We start from the raw sequence: 19,676 nt of genomic DNA, 5'->3' as shown, positions 1-19,676 counted from the left end.
CAGGAGGCGAGGCCGACACTCGGTATCGACCCCGCCCTTACATTTCGGGCAACCCGTTTCAGGTAACCCGTTTCAGCCTCGGCCCGAAAGCCGATGCCACCTACAGGAGGCGGCCGCGCTGATATTTAGTTCTTAGCGTCCGGAGAAGCACCCTCGATCACGACGGGCACAATCATAGGCTTACGGCGCAGGCGGCGAGAGATCCACGCGCCGATGGTGCGGCGCACAATCTGCTGCAGCTGCTGCACGGTGTGCACCTTCTCGGGTGCGCGGTGCAGCGCGTCCTCCAGCGCGGCGGTAATCTTCGGAACAATCTCGTCAAAGACGGCGTCGTCCTCCGCAATACCGCGGGCGTGGATATCCGGACCGGTCACCACACGCTTGGTCGCGCGGTCAATCGCGGTCACGATGGACACGAAGCCTTCCTCACCCAGGATGCGGCGGTCCTTCAGGTCGCTCTCGGTCACCTCGCCAACGGAGCGGCCGTCAACGTAGAGGTACTCGCAGGGAATCTCGCCGACTACGGTGGCCACGCCATCGCGCAGATCCACCACGGTGCCAGACTCGCAGAGCAGCACATTCTGTGCGGGAATGCCGGTCTCGATGGCCAGGTCACCGTTGGCAATCAGGTGGCGCACCTCGCCGTGAACAGGCATGACGTTCTTGGGCTTGAGGATGTTGTAGCAGTACAGCAACTCACCAGCAGCCGCGTGACCGGATACGTGAACCTTCGCGTTGCCCTTGTGCACCACGTGAGCACCCAGCTTCATGAGGGCGTTGATGATGCGGTACACGCTGGTCTCGTTACCGGGAATCAGCGAAGAAGCCAGCACCACGGTGTCGCCCGGCTCAATCTGAATTTTGTGGTCGCCGTTGGCCATGCGGGAAAGCGCCGCCATGGGCTCGCCCTGCGAACCGGTGCACATCATCACAATCTGGTCGGGGCGGTAGTCGTCGACCTTCTTCAGGTCCACGAGCACGTTGTCGGGCACCTTCAGGTAGCCCAGCTTCTCGGCGATGGTCATGTTACGCACCATGGAGCGGCCCACGAGCACGACCTTGCGGCCGCGTTCGGCGGCGGCGTTCAGCACCTGCTGCACGCGGTGCACATGCGAGGAGAAGGAAGCCACGATGATGCGGCCGCGAGCATCACGGAAGACGTTCGAGAGCACCGGGCCGATGTTTTTCTCAGTCGGGGTGAAGCCGGGAACCTCGGCGTTGGTGGAGTCCGGCAGGAACAGGTCCACGCCCTCCTCGCCCAGGCGGGAGAAGTGGCGCAGGTCGGTTAGGCGACCGTCCAGGGGCAGCTGGTCCATCTTGAAGTCACCGGTGTGCAGAACCTTGCCGGCCTGAGTGCGGATGAACACGGCCAGCGCATCCGGAATCGAGTGGTTCACTGCCACGAACTCGCATTCGAAGGGGCCGAAACGCTCCACCTGGTGCTCCTTCACCGCGAGGGTGTAGGGCTTGATGCGGTGCTCGGCCAGCTTCGCCTCCACCAGCGCCAAGGTCAGTTCAGAACCGACCAGGGGGATGTCGGGGCGGCGACGCAGCAGATAGGGAACCGCGCCGATGTGGTCCTCATGGCCGTGAGTCAGCACCATGGCAACCACGTCGTCCAGACGGTCAACAATGTAGTTGAAATCGGGCAGAATCAAATCCACACCGGGCTGGGACTCTTCGGGGAAGAGCACGCCACAGTCAACAATCAGCAACTTGCCGTTGATTTCATACACGGTCATGTTACGACCGACTTCACCCAGGCCGCCCAAGGGCACCACGCGCAGGGTGTCCTTCTTCAGGCGGGGCGGGAGGGGAAGATTCGCTTCAAAGACGCTCATCGTATGTCTCCTCTTTCTATTTTTCTTACTGTCTGTGTCGTGATTCATTCGAGGAGCCTAAACGCCGAGCCTCTGCAAGCGAGCCTGCGCTCATCTCCTCGTTCATCACGGGAAGTCTCATGGAATGCGTTCCGGAGCGGATTTCACTCCGAATCTGGGTTCCGAGGTATTCCGAAGTTTCCGCGGGTGATGTGGCATGTTTCTGCTGCCTAATTAGTGCTGTACCGCGGTGGGTCAATGATCGTTTAGAACCCTTCGGGAAATACACCAGAGCGGACCCCTCGCCGTCATAACAGCGAGGAGCCCGCGTATGGGGGCCGCGTTCTAGGTGTACCGAGGGGCACACGTCACGGTAGATATCGCCGCTACGAGCGGCCATCAATCACCGTGTGGGCGGCCAAAAATCTCTTAACCTGCTTCACGCTGCCCGAGCAGAACAGCCCGGACGCATAAAAGAAGCTGGATAAAAGTTTATGCGTTTTTCAGAGTGTGAGCAAGGCTCGAGGTCATCAGGTCCTCGCGCATAGCGGCCAGCACCTCCGGCTCGGAGAGCACGTGCGGCAGGCGAACAACAGGCTGATCCAGCACGCCCTGCCACGCGAGAATCTCCTTAGCGGCCACGCAACCAGGGGCGCGACCCATGGTGGCGCGCACAATCGGAGCCAGCTCAAGGTGCAGACGCTGCGCCTCCACGAGGTCCTGAGCCACCACTGCATCAATAAGGGCGCGGAAAAGATGCGGAGCAACATGCGCAGTCACCGACACCAAGCCGACAGCACCCATTGCCATCCACGGCAGGGTCAGACCGTCATCACCGCTGTAGTAGTGCAGGTCAGTGGTTGCCATCACCTCGGTTGCGGCACCAAAGTCAGCCTTGGCGTCCTTCACAGCAACGATGCTGTCAATTTCTGCCAGGCGACGGTAAGTTGCAGGAGCAATCGGGATGCCCGCACGGCCCGGGATGTCATAGAGCATCACGGGAGTATCGGTGGCCTTAGCCACGGTAGAAAAGTGAGCGTACACACCCGCCTGGGTCGGCTTGTTGTAGTAGGGGGTCACGACCAGCAGACCGTCCACGCCGACCTTCTCAGCGCGGCGGGCCAGCTCAATAGTGTGCGCAGTATCGTTTGAACCCACACCGGCAACGATCTTGGCGCGAGAGCCGACGGCGTCCTTCACAATCTGGAAGACGCGTTCGTTCTCGTCGTCGGTCATGGTCGAGTACTCACCGGTGGTACCGCAGACCACCAGTCCGTCGTGACCATTATCGACCAGGTAATTCGCCAGGTCCGCCACCTGTTTTTCGTCTACGGAGCCGTCCTGGGCGAAGGGGGTGACCATCGCGGTCAGCAAGCGACCAAAAACGGGTTCAACAAAGGTACCGGGGTTAGATAGGTTCTCAGACATATCTCCAGGTTACCCTCGAAATACAGATTTTTACCACATACCGCATAAATTTTCATATAGTGTCGCGCAACACTTATTCGCCCGCGCACCGCTGTGAACCCTAAAGCGCCTTTTCCACGCAGACACCAGCCTGACACCCCGAGACTAATACGCCAGTGGCCGCGCTGAGAACTCCCCCAGCACGGCCACTCAACCTTCGGAAACCCTACCGTTCCCTGCGTTATTCATAGTTACTCTTAGCGCATTTCCTTCGCAGCCCTACCCGAACGCAACGACCACGCGTTACGCATCGCCGCACGGGCTCGCTTACGCTCACCCACCGCATCGTACATACAGGCCAGGTTGAACCAGGCCTTCCAATCCTCCGGACTGGCCTCCACGGCCTCAGCAAAGGACTCAAACTCCGCCGTAGCAGCCGCCCGGTCCACCTTACCGCTCGGAGTGCGCGGCAGGTGATCCTCCGCCAAATCACCCGAATCAGACAGCTGCTGAGCCATCATCTGAATACGCGTACCAAAGAGAATCTCACGCACCAGGGCCCATGCGCCAAGCACGGGTAGCAGAATCATGCCAATCCCCAGCACCACGCCGGCCACCGAACCCGAAAGAAGCAGAGACATGCCGCGATCGGCCGTGTACACCAGGTACAGCACCAGCAGCGTGCAGGTCAACGCGGCGAAGGTCTTGCCGAACCCGCCAGCGTCCACAGTCACAAAGACCGCGCTGAAAATCAGCACACCCAGAATGAAGGCGCGCACCACGATGGGAAGCGGCAGAATGAGCACCGTCAGCACCAGCAGAACGCACGCGCACACCGTCCACAGACGTAGCGAAGTCCACCACGGGCCGCGGCTTCGCACGGCGGAGGGAACCGGCGAACCCTCGGAAGAAGTCTGTTCAGACATCAGGCCTTCCTAAGACAAATCCATGTAGGCGTCCAGCCCCACACTCAAACCAGGATGCGCCGCCACCTCGCGCACGCCCAACAACACACCCGGCATGAACGAAGCGCGGTCAAAGGAATCATGACGAATCACCAGTTGCTGGCCGGGATCACCCAGCAGAATCTCCTGGTGCGCCACCATGCCGCGCAGACGCACCGCATGCACATGCACACCGTCCACTACCGCGCCGCGCGAACCCAGCGGATCGGATGTAGTGGCGTCCGGGCTCGGACCCACGCCAGCCTCGGCGCGTGCGGCCGCCACCTTACGGGCGGTGTGCACCGCGGTGCCCGAGGGAGCGTCCACCTTGTTCGGGTGGTGAATCTCAATAATCTCGACCGAATCGAAGTAGCGGGCTGCCTTGGCCGCAAACTCGGTTGCCAGGATTGAACCGATCGCGAAGTTCGGGGCAACCAAAACACCCACGCCGGGGTGCTCACCCAGCAACTCACGCAAAGATTCCAGGCGCTCGGGGGTCCAGCCGGTCGTGCCAACCACCGCGTGAATCCGGTGCTCAACCGCGAAACGTACGTTGGCTTCGCTCGAATCCGGAACGGTCAGGTCAATCACAATCTCGGCGCCGGAGTCGACCAGTTCCTGCAGGTCATCACCGCGACCCAGGGCCGCGACCAGGTCCATGTCCTCGGCGGTGTTGACGGCGCGAACCGCCTCCGACCCCATACGGCCCGCGGCTCCAAGAACCGCTACCTTCCAAACCTTCTCGCTCATACGTTATCCGTTCCTTCACTTCTGATGTAACAGGTTTTTTGCTGACGGGTTCTCCCCAGGGCAATGCACCCCATCATTTGGGTGGCGCGTCGTTTAGGTGGCCCGTCGCCATTTCTTCCCTTCCATTATCCCCGATGCGTTAGCGTACCCCCCCCATGGGTTCCTTGTTGAAGGCGTCTTCTGCTCTCTCAGTCACCTCACTTAGAAAATCCGCTCGGGCCTCCCACCCCTCGGGCCCCACCCAGGCGCTGACGTGCTGGCTCTTTGCGTCATATACGCAATCCGGTACGTCATCTAATGGAAGCAAACCTATAATAGGTTGGTATTTTATTTTCAACCCGTCCCTCGGAGTACACAGACCGTATGAAATCCCTCTTTACCTCCTCTGTACGCCCATATGAAGCGAACCGGCGTTATATTCTGCCGGGTTTGGACGGTTTGCGCGCCATCGCCGTGCTCCTGGTCATCGTGTACCACTTCTGGCCCACGGTCCTGCCCGGCGGCATGATCGGCGTGGATATCTTCTTCGTCATCTCGGGTTTTCTCATCACCTCGCTCCTGTTGCGCGAAGGCGCCCTGAACGGCCGCATCGCGCTCGGTAGCTTCTGGGTACGTCGCGCCCGCCGTCTGCTGCCGGCTATCGCCCTCATGATTCTCGTACTGGGGCCCGTAAGCCTCATCGTCGGAGGCGATATTCAGGTTAACCTGGGCCGCCAGCTACTGGGCGCAGCAACTTTCTCGTCCAACTGGATCTCCATCTTCGCCGGAAACGACTACTTCGCACAGACCTCCCCGGAGCTCTTCACGAACTTCTGGTCCCTTGCCGTCGAGGAACAGTTCTACGTTCTCTGGCCCCTGCTAATTGTTGCGTCCGGCCTGCTATTGGGCCGCCGCTGGCGACATTTCAGCGCCATCATGGTGCTGGGAATTCTTGCCTCCCTGGGTGTGGCCGCCTTCCTGCTCATGAACGGCACGCCCATCAGCCGCATCTACTACGGCACCGACACCCACCTGTACGGTCTGCTGCTGGGTGCTCTGCTAGCCTTTGCCCGCCCCTGGTCGCTATACCCGCCGATGGGGAAGAAGGCGCTGTACCGTGTGGCTCAGCCCTTCGGTCTGATCGCGTTCACCCGAGTGATGGTGAGCTGGCTGAGCCTCTTCGCGCTCATCCCCTACGCAATTCTCGTGCCCGAATCTGCACCAGGTGCAATCCCCTGGGGTCTGTTCGGCGCCTCCCTGCTGGCCCTTGGCGTGATTCAGGGCATGCTGCCCGATATGCTTGCCGGCGCCTCCGAGGCTCTGCGCCGACTGCTGAACTTCGCACCCCTACGCTGGGTGGGTGAACGCTCCTACGGCCTGTACCTCTGGCACTGGCCGCTGGCCGTGGTCATGCACTACGTGCTCGGTGCCGATCGCTCCCCACTGGTGAACGTCGGCGTGCTGGTGGCGACCTTCGCCATCGCTGAGATGTCCTACCGCTGGATTGAGACCCCGATTCGACGCCGCGGCTTCCGCGAAAGCGCTAACCGCGTTATCGCTTCCTTCCAGAACGCCACCGTTAAGGCTCTGCCCATCGCGCTGACCCTGCTCGTGATTGCGGCCGCCGGTGCGACCGGCGTGGCCGTGCGCACCGCGCCGGCCATGACTACCGCCCAGCAGTCCGTTGAGGATGGCAAGCGCGCCGCGGCCGAACGTCTGAAGGCCCGCCAGGAGGCTCGTGCCAGCGCCTCCGCGAGCGCCTCGGCCGCTGCCAAGGATGGAAAGGATGCGAAGGTCAACGCTTCCGCAAGCGCCTCGGCCTCCCAGGAGGCCACCGGCCCTATCAACTCCTCGCAGGTGACCGTCGTGGGTGACTCCATCGTGGTGGCGGTCTCCCCCGATCTGTACGACAAGATGCCCGAGGCGCAGATTGACGCGGCTGAGGGACGTACCATCGCCAAGGCCCTGCCCATCATTAAGACCATGGGTGCCAGCGGCCAGATTCGACAGACCCTGGTGCTGTCGGTGACCGCGAACTCAACCATTCTGGACGGTCAGCTCGACGAGGTTCTGGCGGCCATGCCCGCCGATTCGAAGCTGGTGCTGGTGACCGGTTACGGCCCGCGCAACCTGAGCTGGATCGAGTACTCGAACACGAAGATTCACGAGTTTGCCTCCCAGCACTCCGATCGCGTGATTATCGCGGATTGGAACTCGGCTATTCGCCAGGCTCTGCAGACTCAGAGCGGTCTGCTCGCTTCCGACGGCGTGCATCCCGAGGCGGCCGGCCAGGAGCTTTACGCCCGGGTCGTGGAGCAGGCCATCGCCAAGGCGCAGAAGAAGTAGCGGCGTTGCAGACAGTGACGCGCAGAAACCGCATCGAACCAGTCACGCTGGCCCGGTGACGCTGGTCGGAGCAATGCCTGGGCGGTTCTAACGCACTGAAGACCCGCTGAAGACGCACTGAAAGGCCCGTTGGTTACTCTCGTGAGAGTGGCCAACGGGCCTTTCGATTCCGCATGGGCTTTATATCTCAACCGGCGAGGGACTGATGCCCCCCGCACGGGCCAAACTAACGCACGATGGTCGTAATCATCTGCTGCTCGCCCAGGAACGCGGCAAGCTCGCGTACCTCTTCGAGGGAGACCGCGCGAATCTTCTCCAGCAGCTCGTCGGTGCTCGTGAACTGGCCGGAATCCATCTCCGCGCGGCCCAGGCGGGACATGCGCGAACCGGAGTCCTCGCTGCCGAGCACGGTGGAGCCGGCCAGCTGGCCGCGCACCTTCAGCAGCTCCTCTTCGGTGATGCCGGCGGCCGCAAGCTTATCGAACTCGTAGCCCATGACCTCGCGCACCTGCTCGGTCTTGGCGGGCAGGCAGCCCGCGTACATGCCGAAGTAGCCGGCATCCGAATAGGCGCCAGAGAACGCGAAAGTGCTGTACGCCAGGCCGCGCTTCTCGCGAATCTCCTGGAACAGGCGCGAAGACATGCCCGCACCAAACGCACTGGTCAGCACGCTCAACGCGTAGCGGCGGTCATCGCCCGCGATGATGCTCGGGCAGCCCATCACGATGTTGGTCTGCTCAAAACCCTTCTGAACTTCTCGCAGCTCGCTCAGCGGCACGATGCCGCTGTCGGTGCGCGCACGGCGCGGTGCCGGGGCCACACCCTCCCGCAGGTCCCAGCCGTAGCGGGTCAGGGACTCCAGCACGAGGCGAACCATAGTGCTGTGCTCCAGGGAACCGGCGGCGGAAATCACCAGGCGGTCCGGGGTGTAGTAGCGTTTGTAGTGCTCCCACACGGCATCACGCGGGACCGCCTGAATCTCTTCGGGCGTGCCGCCGATGGGGCGTCCGAGGGGGTTGTCGCCCATGAGTTGCTCCACGAAGTTCTCAAAGGCAACGTCGGTCGGGTCGTCCTGATCCATCGCGATTTCCTCGAGGATCACGCCGCGTTCCTGCTCCAGGTGGGCGGGGTCCAGCAGGGCGTTGGTCACCATGTCGGTGATGACATCCACAGCCATGGGCGCGTCGTCGTCGAGCACGCGCGCGTAGTAGCAGGTGTGCTCCTTGGCGGTTAGCGCGTTGGATTCGCCGCCCACCGCGTCGAAGGAGGAGGCAATGTCCAGGGCGGTACGGGTTCCGGTGCCCTTGAACAGCAGGTGCTCCAGAAAGTGCGTGGAGCCGAGCATGCCGGGGGCCTCGTCACGCGAGCCCACCCCTACCCAGAAGCCGATGGACACGCCGCGCGTGCCGGGCATCTTCTCGGTGATGACGCGCACGCCACCGGGCAGGATGGAGCGGCGCACCTCGTTGCCGCCCGCACCCTCGTAGATGAGGCGGCCGTGCTCGTAGTCGAGCTCCTCGGCAATCGCCTCAAGCTCGACGGGCAGAGAAATAGACATAGAGAGAAGAACCTTTCAACAGGTACGTCTGAAGGTAAGCTTTCCTACCCTATTACCTGTAGACAGTCTCACAGTTGATAGGGCGGAAAAGCATCAAAAGATACAGGGCAAGCACAGCGAAGGGGCGTCCGGTGCATCCGGCGGGGAGTGAACCGCGCCGGGTGCGCCGAACGCCCCTCATCACTTAGCGGGGGTTACGACTACTCGTCGTCGCCCTCAACGACCGGTGCGAGCGAAAGCTTGCCGCGGTCATCAATCTTGGTGATCTCCACCTGAACCTTCTGGCCCACGGAGACAACGTCCTCAGCGTCAACCACGCGCTTGCCGCCGTTGAGCTTACGCATCTCGGAGATGTGCAGCAGACCGTCCTTACCGGGGGTCAGCGAGATGAAGGCGCCAAAGTCGGTCACCTTCACCACGGTGCCCAGGTAGCGCTCGCCGACCTCGGGAACCTGCGGGTTCGCGATGGCGTTCACGGCGGCGCGGGCAGCCTCGGCGGAGGGGCCGTCGGCTGCGCCAATGTACACGGTACCGTCGTCCTCGATGGAGATGTCGGCGCCGGTGTCTTCCTGAATCTGGTTGATCATCTTACCCTTGGGGCCGATAACCTCACCGATCTTAGCAACCGGAATCTTCACGGAGATAATGCGCGGTGCGAACTCGCTCATCTCATCGGGTGCGTCGATGGCGCTGGTCAGCACATCCAGGATGTGCAGACGAGCCTCGCGGGCCTGGGTCAGTGCGCCGGCCAGCACGGAGGCGGGGATGCCGTCGAGCTTGGTGTCCAGCTGAATAGCGGTCACGAACTCGGAGGTACCTGCCACCTTGAAGTCCATGTCGCCCAGTGCGTCCTCGGCGCCCAGGATGTCGGTCAGTGCGGCGTAACGGGTCTCGCCGTTCACCTCGTCAGACACCAGGCCCATCGCGATACCCGCGACGGGTGCGCGTAGCGGCACGCCGGCGTTCAGCAGGGACAGGGTCGAGGCGCAGACCGAACCCATGGAGGTCGAGCCGTTGGAGCCCAGCGCCTCGGAGACCTGGCGGATTGCGTAGGGGAACTCCTCGCGCGAGGGCAGCACCGGCACGAGAGCACGCTCAGCCAGGGCGCCGTGACCGATTTCACGGCGCTTGGGCGAGCCCACGCGGCCGGTCTCACCGGTGGAGTACGGCGGGAAGTTGTAGTGGTGGATGTAGCGCTTGGACTTGACCGGGTGCAGGGAGTCCAGCTGCTGCTCCATCTTGAGCATGTTCAGGGTGGTTACGCCCATAATCTGGGTCTCGCCACGTTCGAAGAGGGAGGAACCGTGCACGCGGGGCAGAACCTCAACCTCGGCAGTGAGCTGACGGATATCGGTCAGGCCGCGGCCATCGATGCGTACCTGCTCGGTGAGGATGCGCTGACGCACGATGTACTTGGTCAAGGCGGCGAATGCCACGGAGACCTCATCAGCGCGCTCTTCGAATTCCTTACCTTCGCCGGTCAGAGCCTCCATGAGGTCTTCCTTCAGCTCGGCTGCGGCGGCTTCGCGCTCCTGCTTGCCGGCGATGGAGTACACCTCGACCAGGCGGTCTGCGGCGAATTCCTTCACGGCCGCATCGACGTCCTCGCCGTGGCCGCCGAAGAAGGGCAGTTCGAGGGCGGGCTTGCCGGCGCGAGCAGCCAGGTCAGCCTGGGCCTTGCACAGGGCAGCGATGAAGGGCTTAGCAGCCTCCAGACCCTGGGCGACGACCTCTTCGGTGGGGGCGGTCTGGCCGTCCTCCTTGATGAGCTTCCAGGAGTTGTCGGTGGCCTCAGCCTCGACCATCATAATGGCCACATCTTCGGTACCGTCAGCCTTGGTGACGATGCGACCGGCCACAGCCATGTCGAACACGGCGTTCTCGAGCTGGGAGTACTTGGGGAAGCAGACCCACTGGCCGTCAATCAGGGCCACGCGCACGCCACCGATGGGGCCGCTGAAGGGCGCGCCGGAGAGCGAAGTCGATGCCGAAGCCGCGTTAATAGCGAAAGTGTTGTAGATTTCGTCCGGGTTGTAGGTCAGGACGGTCACGACGACCTGCACCTCGTTGCGGATGCCTTTGGTGAAGGCGGGGCGCAGCGGGCGGTCAATCAGGCGGGCAGCCAGAATGGCCTCGGTGCTGGGGCGGCCTTCGCGGCGGAAGTAGGATGCCGGAATCTTACCGGCTGCGTACATGCGCTCTTCCACGTCCACGGTCAGCGGGAAGAAGTCGAAGCCCTCACGGGGGGACTTGCCGACTACGGTTGCGGAGAGCAGGGTGGTCTCGTCATCAATGGTGACGAGCACCGAGCCGTTAGCCTGCTTGGCGAGACGGCCGGTTTCAAAGCGCACGTGGCGCTTACCGTAAATGCCGTTGTCGATTTCGACTTCGGCAAACTGGATTTCGGGACCTTCCACGGTTCCTTCTTTCTCTTGGTCAGCCGGTGCGTAGCGCACGAGTCGGCCTTCGATAGGAAACCACGGCACCGCTCCCCCGCCGTCGTTACGCCGGTTAAATCCGGCGGTTCCGGGCAGAGTTCCGCACCGTACGCATGTGCTGAGGGGGTGTTATTCCGTAATTCGCTACCGAGGACCGCGGCGTGTGCGCTCGCGGCTGGTTTTCTATCATGGTTGGTGGGGCACCCCACCGGACGGTCTGGGCCGTTTAGCCCGCGACCGGTTGAGGCGAGCGCCCCCGAACGCGGCAGTACGGACGTGCCGATGCCCCACGCCTCCCGAAGAAGGTGAAGAACATCTACAGCACGTCCGCACACACCGCCTCAAGGCGATTAATCACCACAAAAGCGTCAAGACGCTCCTGTTTTATCGGCGCAGACCCAGGCGCTCGATCAGCGAACGGTAACGCTCGATGTCGACGCTCTTGAGGTAGCCGAGCATGTTGCGGCGACGACCAACGAGGATCATCAGGCCACGACGGGAGTGGTGATCGTGCTTGTGGAACTTCAGGTGCTCGGTCAGGTCAGCGATACGACGAGACAGAACTGCAATCTGAACCTCGGGCGAACCGGTGTCGCCCTCGTGGGTTGCGTATTCCTTGATGATTGCCTGCTTGACAGCGGGATCCAGTGCCACTTTTTAACTCCTAGAGTTAGTACCGCATACGTCCCGTACGGACGGTTGCCGCCGGGTGGTGGGCTTACGCCCTGTACTACACGTCGTCTACTGCGGACTGCAGACGCGTTCTTCCCATTCTACGCTACCGGGACGCTTTCGCGGAAGGGAACGCAAAAGCCCGGCGGGAGGTAGCTCATCACACTACCGGCCGCCGGGCTCAGCCCGGATTTAGCGTTCGCTCTTGGTGCGCACCACCACGAGGCGGTAGTAGCCCAGCAGGAACAGGCACCAGATTGCGCCCATCACCAGCGCCAGCTGGGTGTCGGCGAAGAAGCCGAAGAGCACCACGATAAAGACCATAAAGGTCAGGGCCGCGTAGCTCAGCCACAGGGGCTGACTCACGGGTTGGGGGTCAGTATCAGCGCCGCTCCGCTTGTAGGCGATGTGCGCCAGCAGAATCATGACCCACACGAAGACCGTGGCGAAGGTGGCCAGCGAGGCAACCACCTCGAATGCGTTCTCGAAGAGCACATTCACAATCACGCCAACCGCCATGACCAGCACCATGAGCAGGGTGGTCATCCAGGGTGCACCGTTCTTGGTGACCTTCGCGAAGGACGCGGGGGCCAGCTTCTGCTTGGCCAGGCCGTACATCATGCGGCCGGCACCGTACACGTCGGCGTTCAGGGCAGAAATAGCGGCGGTAATGATGACCACGTTCAGGATTGAGGCAGCCGCAGGAATACCCAGACCCTCAAAAATCTGCACAAACGGCGAGTTCTCTTTCGAAACCGAATACCAGGGGTACAGGGACATAATGACCGAGAGGGTCAGCACGTAGAAGATCAGGATGCGGAACGGCACCGTGCGAATCGCCTTGGGAATCGAGGTGCGCGGGTCCTTCGCCTCACCTGCGGCAATACCGATGTTCTCAATACCGCCGAAGGCGAACATCACCACGGTAAAGCAGGCGAGGAAGCCGGTAAAGCCGTTCGCGAAGAAGCCGCCGTCCAGCGACCAGAGGTTCGTGGCTGAAGGCGCCACTAAATCGTGCGCCTGCACACCCACGAAGAGCAGAGCGATGCCACCAACAATCATGGCAACAATGGCACTGACCTTCACGAGCGTGAACCAGAACTCTGTCTCGCCGAAAGCCTTGACCTTCGCCAGGTTGATGGCGAGCAGAATCAGCAGCACCGAGACAATCCAAATCCACGAGGGGCTGTCCGGGAACCAGAACTTCATGTACACGGCGAAGGCGGTCACGTCCGCGACGGCCACCAGCGCCATTTCGAGGGCGTAGCTCCAACCGGTCACAAAGCCGGCCCAGCGGCCCAGGTAGAGGGTCGCATACTCGGAGAACGCGCCGGAGACAGGGTGCGCCAGGGCGAGCTCGCCCATCGCGCGCATCACCATGAACACCGCCGCGCCACCGATAACGTAGGCAAGCAGCACGGAGGGGCCCGCCAGCTGAATCGCGGAAGCAGAACCGTAGAACAGACCCGTGCCGATGGCCGATCCGAGGGCGATGAACATAATGTGGCGCAGGGAGAGGCCTCGCGAGAGCTGTCCGCTCTCAGAGCCGCTCGGCGTTGCCGATGCGTCCGGGGTGGAAACCGGGTTGGTTTGTACCATTTTTCTTTACCTCGTGGGGTTTGCCCGCTTGTGGCGGGGATGTCTTGCGTGTTGTGGGCGACGCCGTACACGGTTCGGCAGGCATCGCAATATTCACTCCCCATCGAGCGATGGGGCGTTGCGCAGAAAGTGTTGCCCTCGCGCATCGCCCCGGCGCATCCCCACCCAGCCTGCACGGCGGGAGGGAATACAAAAGACGGCGGGAAGGCAACGTTGCCTTTCCGCCGTCTTTTCTTCAAAGACTACTTCTGTCGCTTACGTCCAATGACGATAGAAGACAGAGCGGTTACAGCAGTCACGGTATAGACTGCAGGCCACGCGCCAAGTTTCTTGGCGAGCGGATGAGCGGCGCCGAACGCGCCCATGTATACAGCGGTGAGGAAGGTAGCACGGCCTGCGCCAGCCTTACGCTTCCAATTCTTGTAGGCCACAGCACCGCACAGTGCCAGGACAGCACCACCGAGCGGACGAATACCGGTGCTGGATGCAACCTTGTAGCCACCGAGCAAACCTGTGACGGAGGCGAGAGTAGGGCAGAACTTCACGACGTACTCCTCTGTGAGAGCGATTAGTTTCTTCAAACATAGTACTCCACGACACACAGAATGTATATTCACCGCGGCTAATATTTCTGCATTTCTCGCGGGTCGCGTACAAAAAGTGCCGGGGCGCAAACCCGTCGGTTCACGCCCCGGCACTTCATATAGCAAGCTCAGATGTTCATCTCGCCGTAAGTTGAGGAGCTTTAGAGCGCCAACTGTAGCGCCTCCAGCTGCGCCTCAGTCCACAGCTCAGCAGCCAGCTGCAGAGCGTAACGAGCCGAACGAGGAGCCACCACATCCACGGAGAGGTGGAAGTCCTGGTCCGCCTCCGGGCCGCACAGATCCGATACGCAACGCACACCGATAAACGGAATCTCGTAGTTGTGGCAGACCTGCGCAATAGCAGTGGTCTCCATGTCGGTGCTGATAGCACCCTCGAACGCCTCGCGGGTGTCCTTCACGTTGTGGGCGGTCACGAAGGAGTTACCCGCCAGCATCTGGCCGCGGCGCACCTCCCACGGGCTCTCAGCCTGCTCACGCACCGGCTCCAGCGCGGCGAGCGCATGCTCCAAAGCATCCTGCCACTCATCCGCCTGACCATCGTAACTTTCGGGCATACCCGGAACCTGGCCGCGTGCGTAACCGAACGCGGTCGCATCGGCGTCAGTGTAGGTGTAGTTCTCGCCAATCAGCACGTCGCCTACGTTAATGCCGCGAGCCAAACCGCCGGCGGTACCGGCGCTAATGACGCCCAGGCAATTCGAGGAGTAGCTGATCGCCTCGGTGACGGCGCTCGCCGCATTCACCAGGCCAATCTTAGAGCGGACCAGCAGCAGAGGCACCTGGTCCTCCCCCACCTGCAGGTAGCGCGGGTGGAACTGTGCGGCGCCCTCGGTGAAGGAGGGTTGCAACTCCTCGGTGGCCTTCAGGAACGGTGCGAGCTCCTCATCCATAGCCACCTGAATGATGATGGCGTTGGACATGCCGTCCATCAGCTCAAACATGCTGTTGAACGCCTCAGCCGGGTCAAAAGCGTTCGGGTCAAAGTCCACCGGGTTGAAGGCGGCGGTGAAGGCCTCGGGAATCTGCTCGCTCACTACGCCATCACCTGAGCCCATTCATCGCGTGCCGCGAGGAACTCGCGAGCAGCAGCCTGCGCACCCTCGAGGGTGTGGTTGGCGCCCCAACCGCACTGCACCTCGTTCGCCGCCGGAACCTCAGTGGCGTTGAGGATGTCATTGAGGGTTGCCTCCAGAATCGGGAAGAACTCCTCAGGCTCCAAGCCCAGGGTCAGCGCGTAGAAACCGGTCTGGCAGCCCATCGGGGAGAAATCGATCAGACGGTCGGTGTGGTTGCGCATGTGCTCAGCGCTCAGGTGCTCGATGGAGTGCACGGTCGGCATTTCCAGGTGCGCGGTGTTCGGCTGGGTGAAGCGGATATCGTACTTGATGAGGGTGTCGCCACCGGGCAGTACCTTACGGTCGGCGATGCGCACGTAGGGTGCCTTAACGGCGCGGTGGTCAAGGTTGAAGGATTCGACGTTCATTTTTTCCATGACTCTATCTTCTCTTAACTTTGCCGCTTCGCGTCCCCCTGTCTCACGAGGGGCTGAGAACGCTCGAGCACCGGGGCCATGCGGACACTAGGGCTCAGCGGGCGCCGGGGCCCTACGGGTACGACAAACCCCGGCAGCAGGTACGAAACCTGCCGCCGGGGTTCAAGCCTTCTGTGCGTGAGGTGCCGGATGCGACCCGCAGCCTACGCCTCGAGACTCTCCGCCTCGGCCTTCTTCTCGGAATCCTTTTCGGCCCGCACGGAACGCTCCGGCGGGCAGTAGGTCTTCGCGTCCTCCGCCAACACCTCGCGGGTCTTGGCCACGTCGTCGTTAATCTGCTCGATCAGCGCCTCCACTCCGGTGTAGGCCACCATGGGGCGCAGTCGCTTCACGAACTCAATGAGCACATGCTGACCGTACAGGTTGAAGTCTTCCACGCGTTCCTCGGGGCGGTCGATCACGTGCGCCTCCACCTGGCGGTGCTCGATGCCGTCAAAGGTCGGGTTCGTACCCACCGAAATAGCGGAGGGGTGACGGGTACCCGCCTCGTCCACGAGCCAGCCGGCGTACACGCCGTCCGCGGGAATCAGACCGCGGGCCTCCAACTCCAAGTTTGCGGTCGGGAAGCCCAGCTCACGGCCGCGCGCCAGGCCGTGCACAACCTCGCCGGCCATCATGTGGTGGCGGCCCAGCAGCTCGGTCGCGGCCGGCATGTCGCCCTCCAGCAGCAGCTGGCGGATGCGTGTCGAGGAGCAGCGGGTGTTCTCATCCACCATGAGGTCCTCCACGACCACAACCTCGAAGCCGTACTTCTCCCCCAGCTCACGCATCGTGTTCAGGTCACCAGAGTTATTGCGACCGAAGCGCACGTCATCGCCAATCACCACGTAGCGGGCGTTGAGGCCATCCACAAAGGTGGTCTTCACGAACTCCTCTGGGGTCTGCTGCGCAAACTCCAGGCTGTAGTGCAGCAGCAGATAGTCCTCCAAACCCAGCAGGCACATGTAGTGGCGGCGAGCGCTCTGGCTCATGATGTCGTGGTGAGCCACCTCGGGGCGGTGCACCTGAACGGGGTGCGGGTCAAACGAAACCGCGATGGAGCGCAGACCGTGCTCCTCAGCGAGGGACACCACGCGTGAAATCACACGGACATGCCCACGGTGCACGCCGTCAAAGTTGCCGATAGTCACGACCGAGGGGCCATAGCCGGCGGGGACGTCGCTCAAAGCGGTGTAGAGGGTCACGGGCTCTCCTGAAAAAGATAAACGTACCTCTCCATCCTAGACCACGGGCGGCAGGATGAAGAATTAGAAGGCACTCATCGCTAGAGAATGGAACGGGGGCTCAGCAAACACCCCGAAAAAGCCCGGGACGAGCTCCTCTCGAAGCCCCTCCCGGGCGCATACGAGCCTACTTGCGGCCCTTGGCAGCCGCGGCGGGCTGGGTTCGGGATGCGTTAAGCATCTCCTGGCGGATTGCGTTGGACTTGTTGATCCAGCCGTACCACACCAGCAGGCAGGGCGGGATGACCAGCTCGGTCACCATCAGCACAATAAGAATCCAGTTCGGGGTGCCGAAGTTCACCCAGGACAGGATGCGGCCCACACCGCCTAGGAACACCACCAGACACGAGAAGGCCAGCATGTTCACCCACTTAAACTTCAGGGCGATGAACACGAAGGAGAGGCCTACACCCACGTAGGTCGAGGCGAAGAAAACGTAGTTCGACTGCACCGAGGGGTTCGCGAAATCGGTCGGGGCATCAGGTACAGCCTTCACACCGCCAAAAACCTGCCACAGGCCGTAGGCAATCATAAACAGACCGTACAGAGCCACGGCGGCGCGGAAGGCGGCGCGGTTCTGCGGCTTTGCGGCCTCCTCGATGGTCTGGGGGCGGGCGAACGCCTCACGGGTTGCCTTCTTTTCTGCCTTCTTATCGGCCTTCTTCTCAGCCTTGGTGGCGGTGGGCTTTGCGGAGGCCGAAGGGTTCACACGCACGCCCTCGGGGGCCTTCGATGCCGAAATATTGGTCTCTTGGCCGAAGGCACCGGCGGCATCCTCCACCTGGGGAACCGGGGCAGTGTGCGGCTCGGTCTGCGAGGTCTGCTGCGCTACTTCGCGTTCCGTGGCCTTTTCTGCGGCGGCCTTCGATACGTTACGTTCGGAGGGCGTCAGGTTCTCGCTCATGTTCTCTCCTTGAGTCGGGCACCCCGCGCGGGGCGCCTGCGAGTGCTTGTCTGTGTGTAGGGGCCGGGGCCCCGAGTATGAGGAGGGGGCTTCCCCGGTGAGCGGGGAGGTCCCGAAAGGCAGGCTATCCGATAAGTGCTCTAGGATAAGCTTCCTAGTCGAAGGAGCGGTTCGCCTCAAAAACCAGCACCGGGGCGGCCTGCACCTTCCCGCGCTGCTTCTTGTTCTCCAGCAGGGCCACCAGGGTACCGTCAGGGGCGAAACTGGCCACAATACCCTCAACGCTGGCGTGCTGAATCGCGCCCTGATCATCGGCGCTCGCGTGGGTGGAGCGCTTGACCACGGTGCCATCGCCGCTGGGGGCGATGCGACGCCCGTAGGAGATGTCGCTCGCCTCGGCCGCACTGAGCTCGCGGGCCCCGAAAATACGGCGGGCGGCCTCTTCCAGAGGTAGCAGGGGCAGGTCCTCGAGGGGCCCCTCGCAAGCCTCGCGGCGTGCCGTCAGCTCGGCCAGATCGGCCGCATCCTGCAGGTGTACCGCGCCCACGCGGGTTCGGCGCAGCGCCGTTAGGTGCCCGCCCGTTCCCAGGGCCTTACCCAAATCGCGGGCCAGGGCACGAATGTAGGTACCCGATGAGCACGAAACCGTAACCTTACAGTCCACAACGGGAACCGAGGTCTCTACGCGCTCCCCCTCGCTCCGGAGGTCCTCAACAACGTACTCGGCGAAGCCGGCAGTCACGGAATGTACCGTGAACTCGTCTATAGTCACCGGGCGGGCGGGAAGCTTGACGTCCTCGCCACCGCGCACGCGCGCGTAGGAACGCACCCCGTTGATCTTGATGGCAGACACCGCAGAGGGAACCTGCATGATGTCGCCGCGCAGGCCGGCCACCGCCTCCAGGATGCGCGCACGCATCTGCTCAGGGTCAACGGCGGTCAGGACCTCCACGGCCTCGGGGTGGGCGGCGGTGTGCTCGCCTTCGGCGTCCTCGGTCAGCGTCTCGATGCCCAGGCGAATCGTGGCGTCGTAGGTCTTGTCCTGGCCAACCAGGTAGGTCAGCAGCTTCGTCGCCTTGTTCACGCCCAGAATCAGCACGCCGGTCGCGGCCGGATCCAGGGTACCGGCGTGGCCGACCCGTCGGGTTCCGGCGATACGGCGCATCCGCGAAACCACGTCGTGGCTACTCATCCCGGCGGGCTTGTCGATAACCATCAGACCCGAGGGGCCCTGGGACTGTTTCTTGGCCACTTAGGCGTCCTCGTCCGCTTCGGCCTCGTCCTTCTTGTAGGGGTCGGCGTCGCCGGCGTACTGCGCGCCCTCGGCGGCGGCGGCCAGCTTGGCGTCGCGCTCGCGGGTCTCACGCAGCAGGGACTCAATGTGGAAGGCGTTCTCGGGCACCTCGTCGGCCACGAAGGTCAGGGTCGGGGTCAGGCGCGCGGTGATGTTCTTGCCCACCTCCGAACGCAGAATACCTTTGGCCGATTCGAGGGCCTTCTTGGTGTTGGCGGCGTCCTCTTCGGAGCCGAGCACGGTGTAGTAAATGGTTGCGTGCTGCAGGTCGTTGGTCACGCGGGCGTCGGTGACGGTCACGAAGCCGAGGCGGGGGTCCTTCACTCGACGCTCGAGGGCCTTCGCCACGATGACCTTGATGCGGTCGGCAAGTCGTGCCGCGCGGGCTGCGTCAGCCATGTGTCTCTCCTTGTCTGCGGTTGATGGGGGGCCGCCCGATTCCCGGTTGATTCCGGTTGTTAGTTCCGATGCATTCCGAAGCGGACTGGGCGGGATACCTCAAGATGTCGGCACCTCGAGGCTGTAATGCTAGATACAAAAATTCTAGGGGTTGAGGGCAGGATGCGGAAAGCGCCCGCCCCCGCT

The 19,676-nt window shown here is 62.5% G+C and carries 16 protein-coding genes; 1 reads left to right on the top strand and 15 read right to left on the bottom strand.

Annotated elements, in window-relative coordinates:
• Positions 1-125: 125 nt before the first annotated feature.
• From JX292_RS05385 to dapB, 4 genes are all read right to left on the bottom strand, one after another.
• On the bottom strand, positions 126-1,841 hold the full coding sequence (locus JX292_RS05385; protein ID WP_204862275.1) for a ribonuclease J: 1,716 nt from the start codon (positions 1,839-1,841) through the stop codon (positions 126-128).
• Positions 1,842-2,312: 471 nt separating this feature from the next.
• Positions 2,313-3,248 (bottom strand): 4-hydroxy-tetrahydrodipicolinate synthase, encoded by a 936-nt coding sequence (dapA, locus tag JX292_RS05380; RefSeq protein WP_204862273.1) that lies wholly within the window; start codon positions 3,246-3,248, stop codon positions 2,313-2,315.
• A 236-nt stretch (positions 3,249-3,484) separates the two neighbouring features.
• Positions 3,485-4,153: a tetratricopeptide repeat protein gene (locus JX292_RS05375; protein ID WP_204862271.1), complete on the bottom strand. Its 669-nt coding sequence runs from the start codon at positions 4,151-4,153 to the stop codon at positions 3,485-3,487.
• Between the two features lie 9 nt (positions 4,154-4,162).
• Positions 4,163-4,921: a 4-hydroxy-tetrahydrodipicolinate reductase gene (gene dapB / locus JX292_RS05370; protein WP_204862269.1), complete on the bottom strand. Its 759-nt coding sequence runs from the start codon at positions 4,919-4,921 to the stop codon at positions 4,163-4,165.
• Positions 4,922-5,284: 363 nt separating this feature from the next.
• Between dapB and JX292_RS05365 the strand changes: the two genes are divergently transcribed.
• Positions 5,285-7,246 carry an acyltransferase family protein gene (locus JX292_RS05365; protein ID WP_204862267.1) on the top strand — a complete coding sequence of 654 codons (1,962 nt, stop codon included), beginning with the start codon at positions 5,285-5,287 and terminating at the stop codon, positions 7,244-7,246.
• Between the two features lie 226 nt (positions 7,247-7,472).
• On the opposite strand, the gene JX292_RS05360 is transcribed toward JX292_RS05365, so the two are convergent.
• The 11 genes from JX292_RS05360 to rbfA form a co-directional block, all read right to left on the bottom strand.
• The gene (locus JX292_RS05360; protein ID WP_204862266.1) at positions 7,473-8,804 is read right to left on the bottom strand and encodes a M16 family metallopeptidase; all 1,332 of its coding nucleotides are present in this window, start codon (positions 8,802-8,804) and stop codon (positions 7,473-7,475) included.
• A 200-nt stretch (positions 8,805-9,004) separates the two neighbouring features.
• Complete coding sequence (locus tag JX292_RS05355) at positions 9,005-11,221, bottom strand: polyribonucleotide nucleotidyltransferase (protein WP_204862264.1); 2,217 nt, start codon at positions 11,219-11,221, stop codon at positions 9,005-9,007.
• 405 nt (positions 11,222-11,626) lie between these two features.
• The gene (gene rpsO, locus JX292_RS05350; RefSeq protein ID WP_005507098.1) at positions 11,627-11,896 is read right to left on the bottom strand and encodes a 30S ribosomal protein S15; all 270 of its coding nucleotides are present in this window, start codon (positions 11,894-11,896) and stop codon (positions 11,627-11,629) included.
• Between the two features lie 210 nt (positions 11,897-12,106).
• The gene (locus tag JX292_RS05345; RefSeq protein ID WP_204862262.1) at positions 12,107-13,513 is read right to left on the bottom strand and encodes an amino acid permease; all 1,407 of its coding nucleotides are present in this window, start codon (positions 13,511-13,513) and stop codon (positions 12,107-12,109) included.
• Between the two features lie 242 nt (positions 13,514-13,755).
• Positions 13,756-14,058, bottom strand: a complete 303-nt coding sequence (locus JX292_RS05340; RefSeq protein WP_239653648.1) for a hypothetical protein — start codon at positions 14,056-14,058, stop codon at positions 13,756-13,758.
• A 200-nt stretch (positions 14,059-14,258) separates the two neighbouring features.
• Complete coding sequence (gene mtnN / locus JX292_RS05335; RefSeq protein ID WP_204862257.1) at positions 14,259-15,152, bottom strand: 5'-methylthioadenosine/S-adenosylhomocysteine nucleosidase; 894 nt, start codon at positions 15,150-15,152, stop codon at positions 14,259-14,261.
• Positions 15,152-15,610 carry an S-ribosylhomocysteine lyase gene (locus tag JX292_RS05330; RefSeq protein WP_049332787.1) on the bottom strand — a complete coding sequence of 153 codons (459 nt, stop codon included), beginning with the start codon at positions 15,608-15,610 and terminating at the stop codon, positions 15,152-15,154. Before JX292_RS05330 ends, mtnN begins: the two co-directional genes overlap by 1 nt.
• 203 nt (positions 15,611-15,813) lie before the next feature.
• The gene (locus JX292_RS05325) at positions 15,814-16,854 is read right to left on the bottom strand and encodes a bifunctional riboflavin kinase/FAD synthetase (RefSeq protein ID WP_204862251.1); all 1,041 of its coding nucleotides are present in this window, start codon (positions 16,852-16,854) and stop codon (positions 15,814-15,816) included.
• Positions 16,855-17,020: 166 nt separating this feature from the next.
• The gene (locus tag JX292_RS05320) at positions 17,021-17,797 is read right to left on the bottom strand and encodes a DUF4345 domain-containing protein (protein ID WP_204862250.1); all 777 of its coding nucleotides are present in this window, start codon (positions 17,795-17,797) and stop codon (positions 17,021-17,023) included.
• Between the two features lie 154 nt (positions 17,798-17,951).
• Positions 17,952-19,049, bottom strand: coding sequence for a tRNA pseudouridine(55) synthase TruB (gene truB, locus JX292_RS05315; protein ID WP_204862249.1), 1,098 nt, complete (start codon positions 19,047-19,049; stop codon positions 17,952-17,954).
• Complete coding sequence (gene rbfA / locus JX292_RS05310; RefSeq protein ID WP_204862248.1) at positions 19,050-19,490, bottom strand: 30S ribosome-binding factor RbfA; 441 nt, start codon at positions 19,488-19,490, stop codon at positions 19,050-19,052.
• Positions 19,491-19,676 lie beyond the last annotated feature (186 nt).

Origin of the sequence: Rothia mucilaginosa (assembly GCF_901875305.1) — a bacterium.
Lineage (GTDB): Bacteria > Actinomycetota > Actinomycetes > Actinomycetales > Micrococcaceae > Rothia.
This window is presented reverse-complemented; position numbering and strand designations above follow the sequence as displayed.

What these genes read in the sequence shown, in the direction of transcription:
- JX292_RS05385 (WP_204862275.1), bottom strand. Translation starts at nt 1,841, where the DNA reads ATGAGCGTCTTTGAAGCGAATCTTCCCCTCCCGCCCCGCCTGAAGAAG.
- dapA (WP_204862273.1), bottom strand. Translation starts at nt 3,248, where the DNA reads ATGTCTGAGAACCTATCTAACCCCGGTACCTTTGTTGAACCCGTTTTT.
- JX292_RS05375 (WP_204862271.1), bottom strand. Translation starts at nt 4,153, where the DNA reads ATGTCTGAACAGACTTCTTCCGAGGGTTCGCCGGTTCCCTCCGCCGTG.
- dapB (WP_204862269.1), bottom strand. Translation starts at nt 4,921, where the DNA reads ATGAGCGAGAAGGTTTGGAAGGTAGCGGTTCTTGGAGCCGCGGGCCGT.
- JX292_RS05365 (WP_204862267.1), top strand. Translation starts at nt 5,285, where the DNA reads ATGAAATCCCTCTTTACCTCCTCTGTACGCCCATATGAAGCGAACCGG.
- JX292_RS05360 (WP_204862266.1), bottom strand. Translation starts at nt 8,804, where the DNA reads ATGTCTATTTCTCTGCCCGTCGAGCTTGAGGCGATTGCCGAGGAGCTC.
- JX292_RS05345 (WP_204862262.1), bottom strand. Translation starts at nt 13,513, where the DNA reads ATGGTACAAACCAACCCGGTTTCCACCCCGGACGCATCGGCAACGCCG.
- JX292_RS05330 (WP_049332787.1), bottom strand. Translation starts at nt 15,610, where the DNA reads ATGGAAAAAATGAACGTCGAATCCTTCAACCTTGACCACCGCGCCGTT.
- JX292_RS05320 (WP_204862250.1), bottom strand. Translation starts at nt 17,797, where the DNA reads ATGAGCGAGAACCTGACGCCCTCCGAACGTAACGTATCGAAGGCCGCC.
- rbfA (WP_204862248.1), bottom strand. Translation starts at nt 19,490, where the DNA reads ATGGCTGACGCAGCCCGCGCGGCACGACTTGCCGACCGCATCAAGGTC.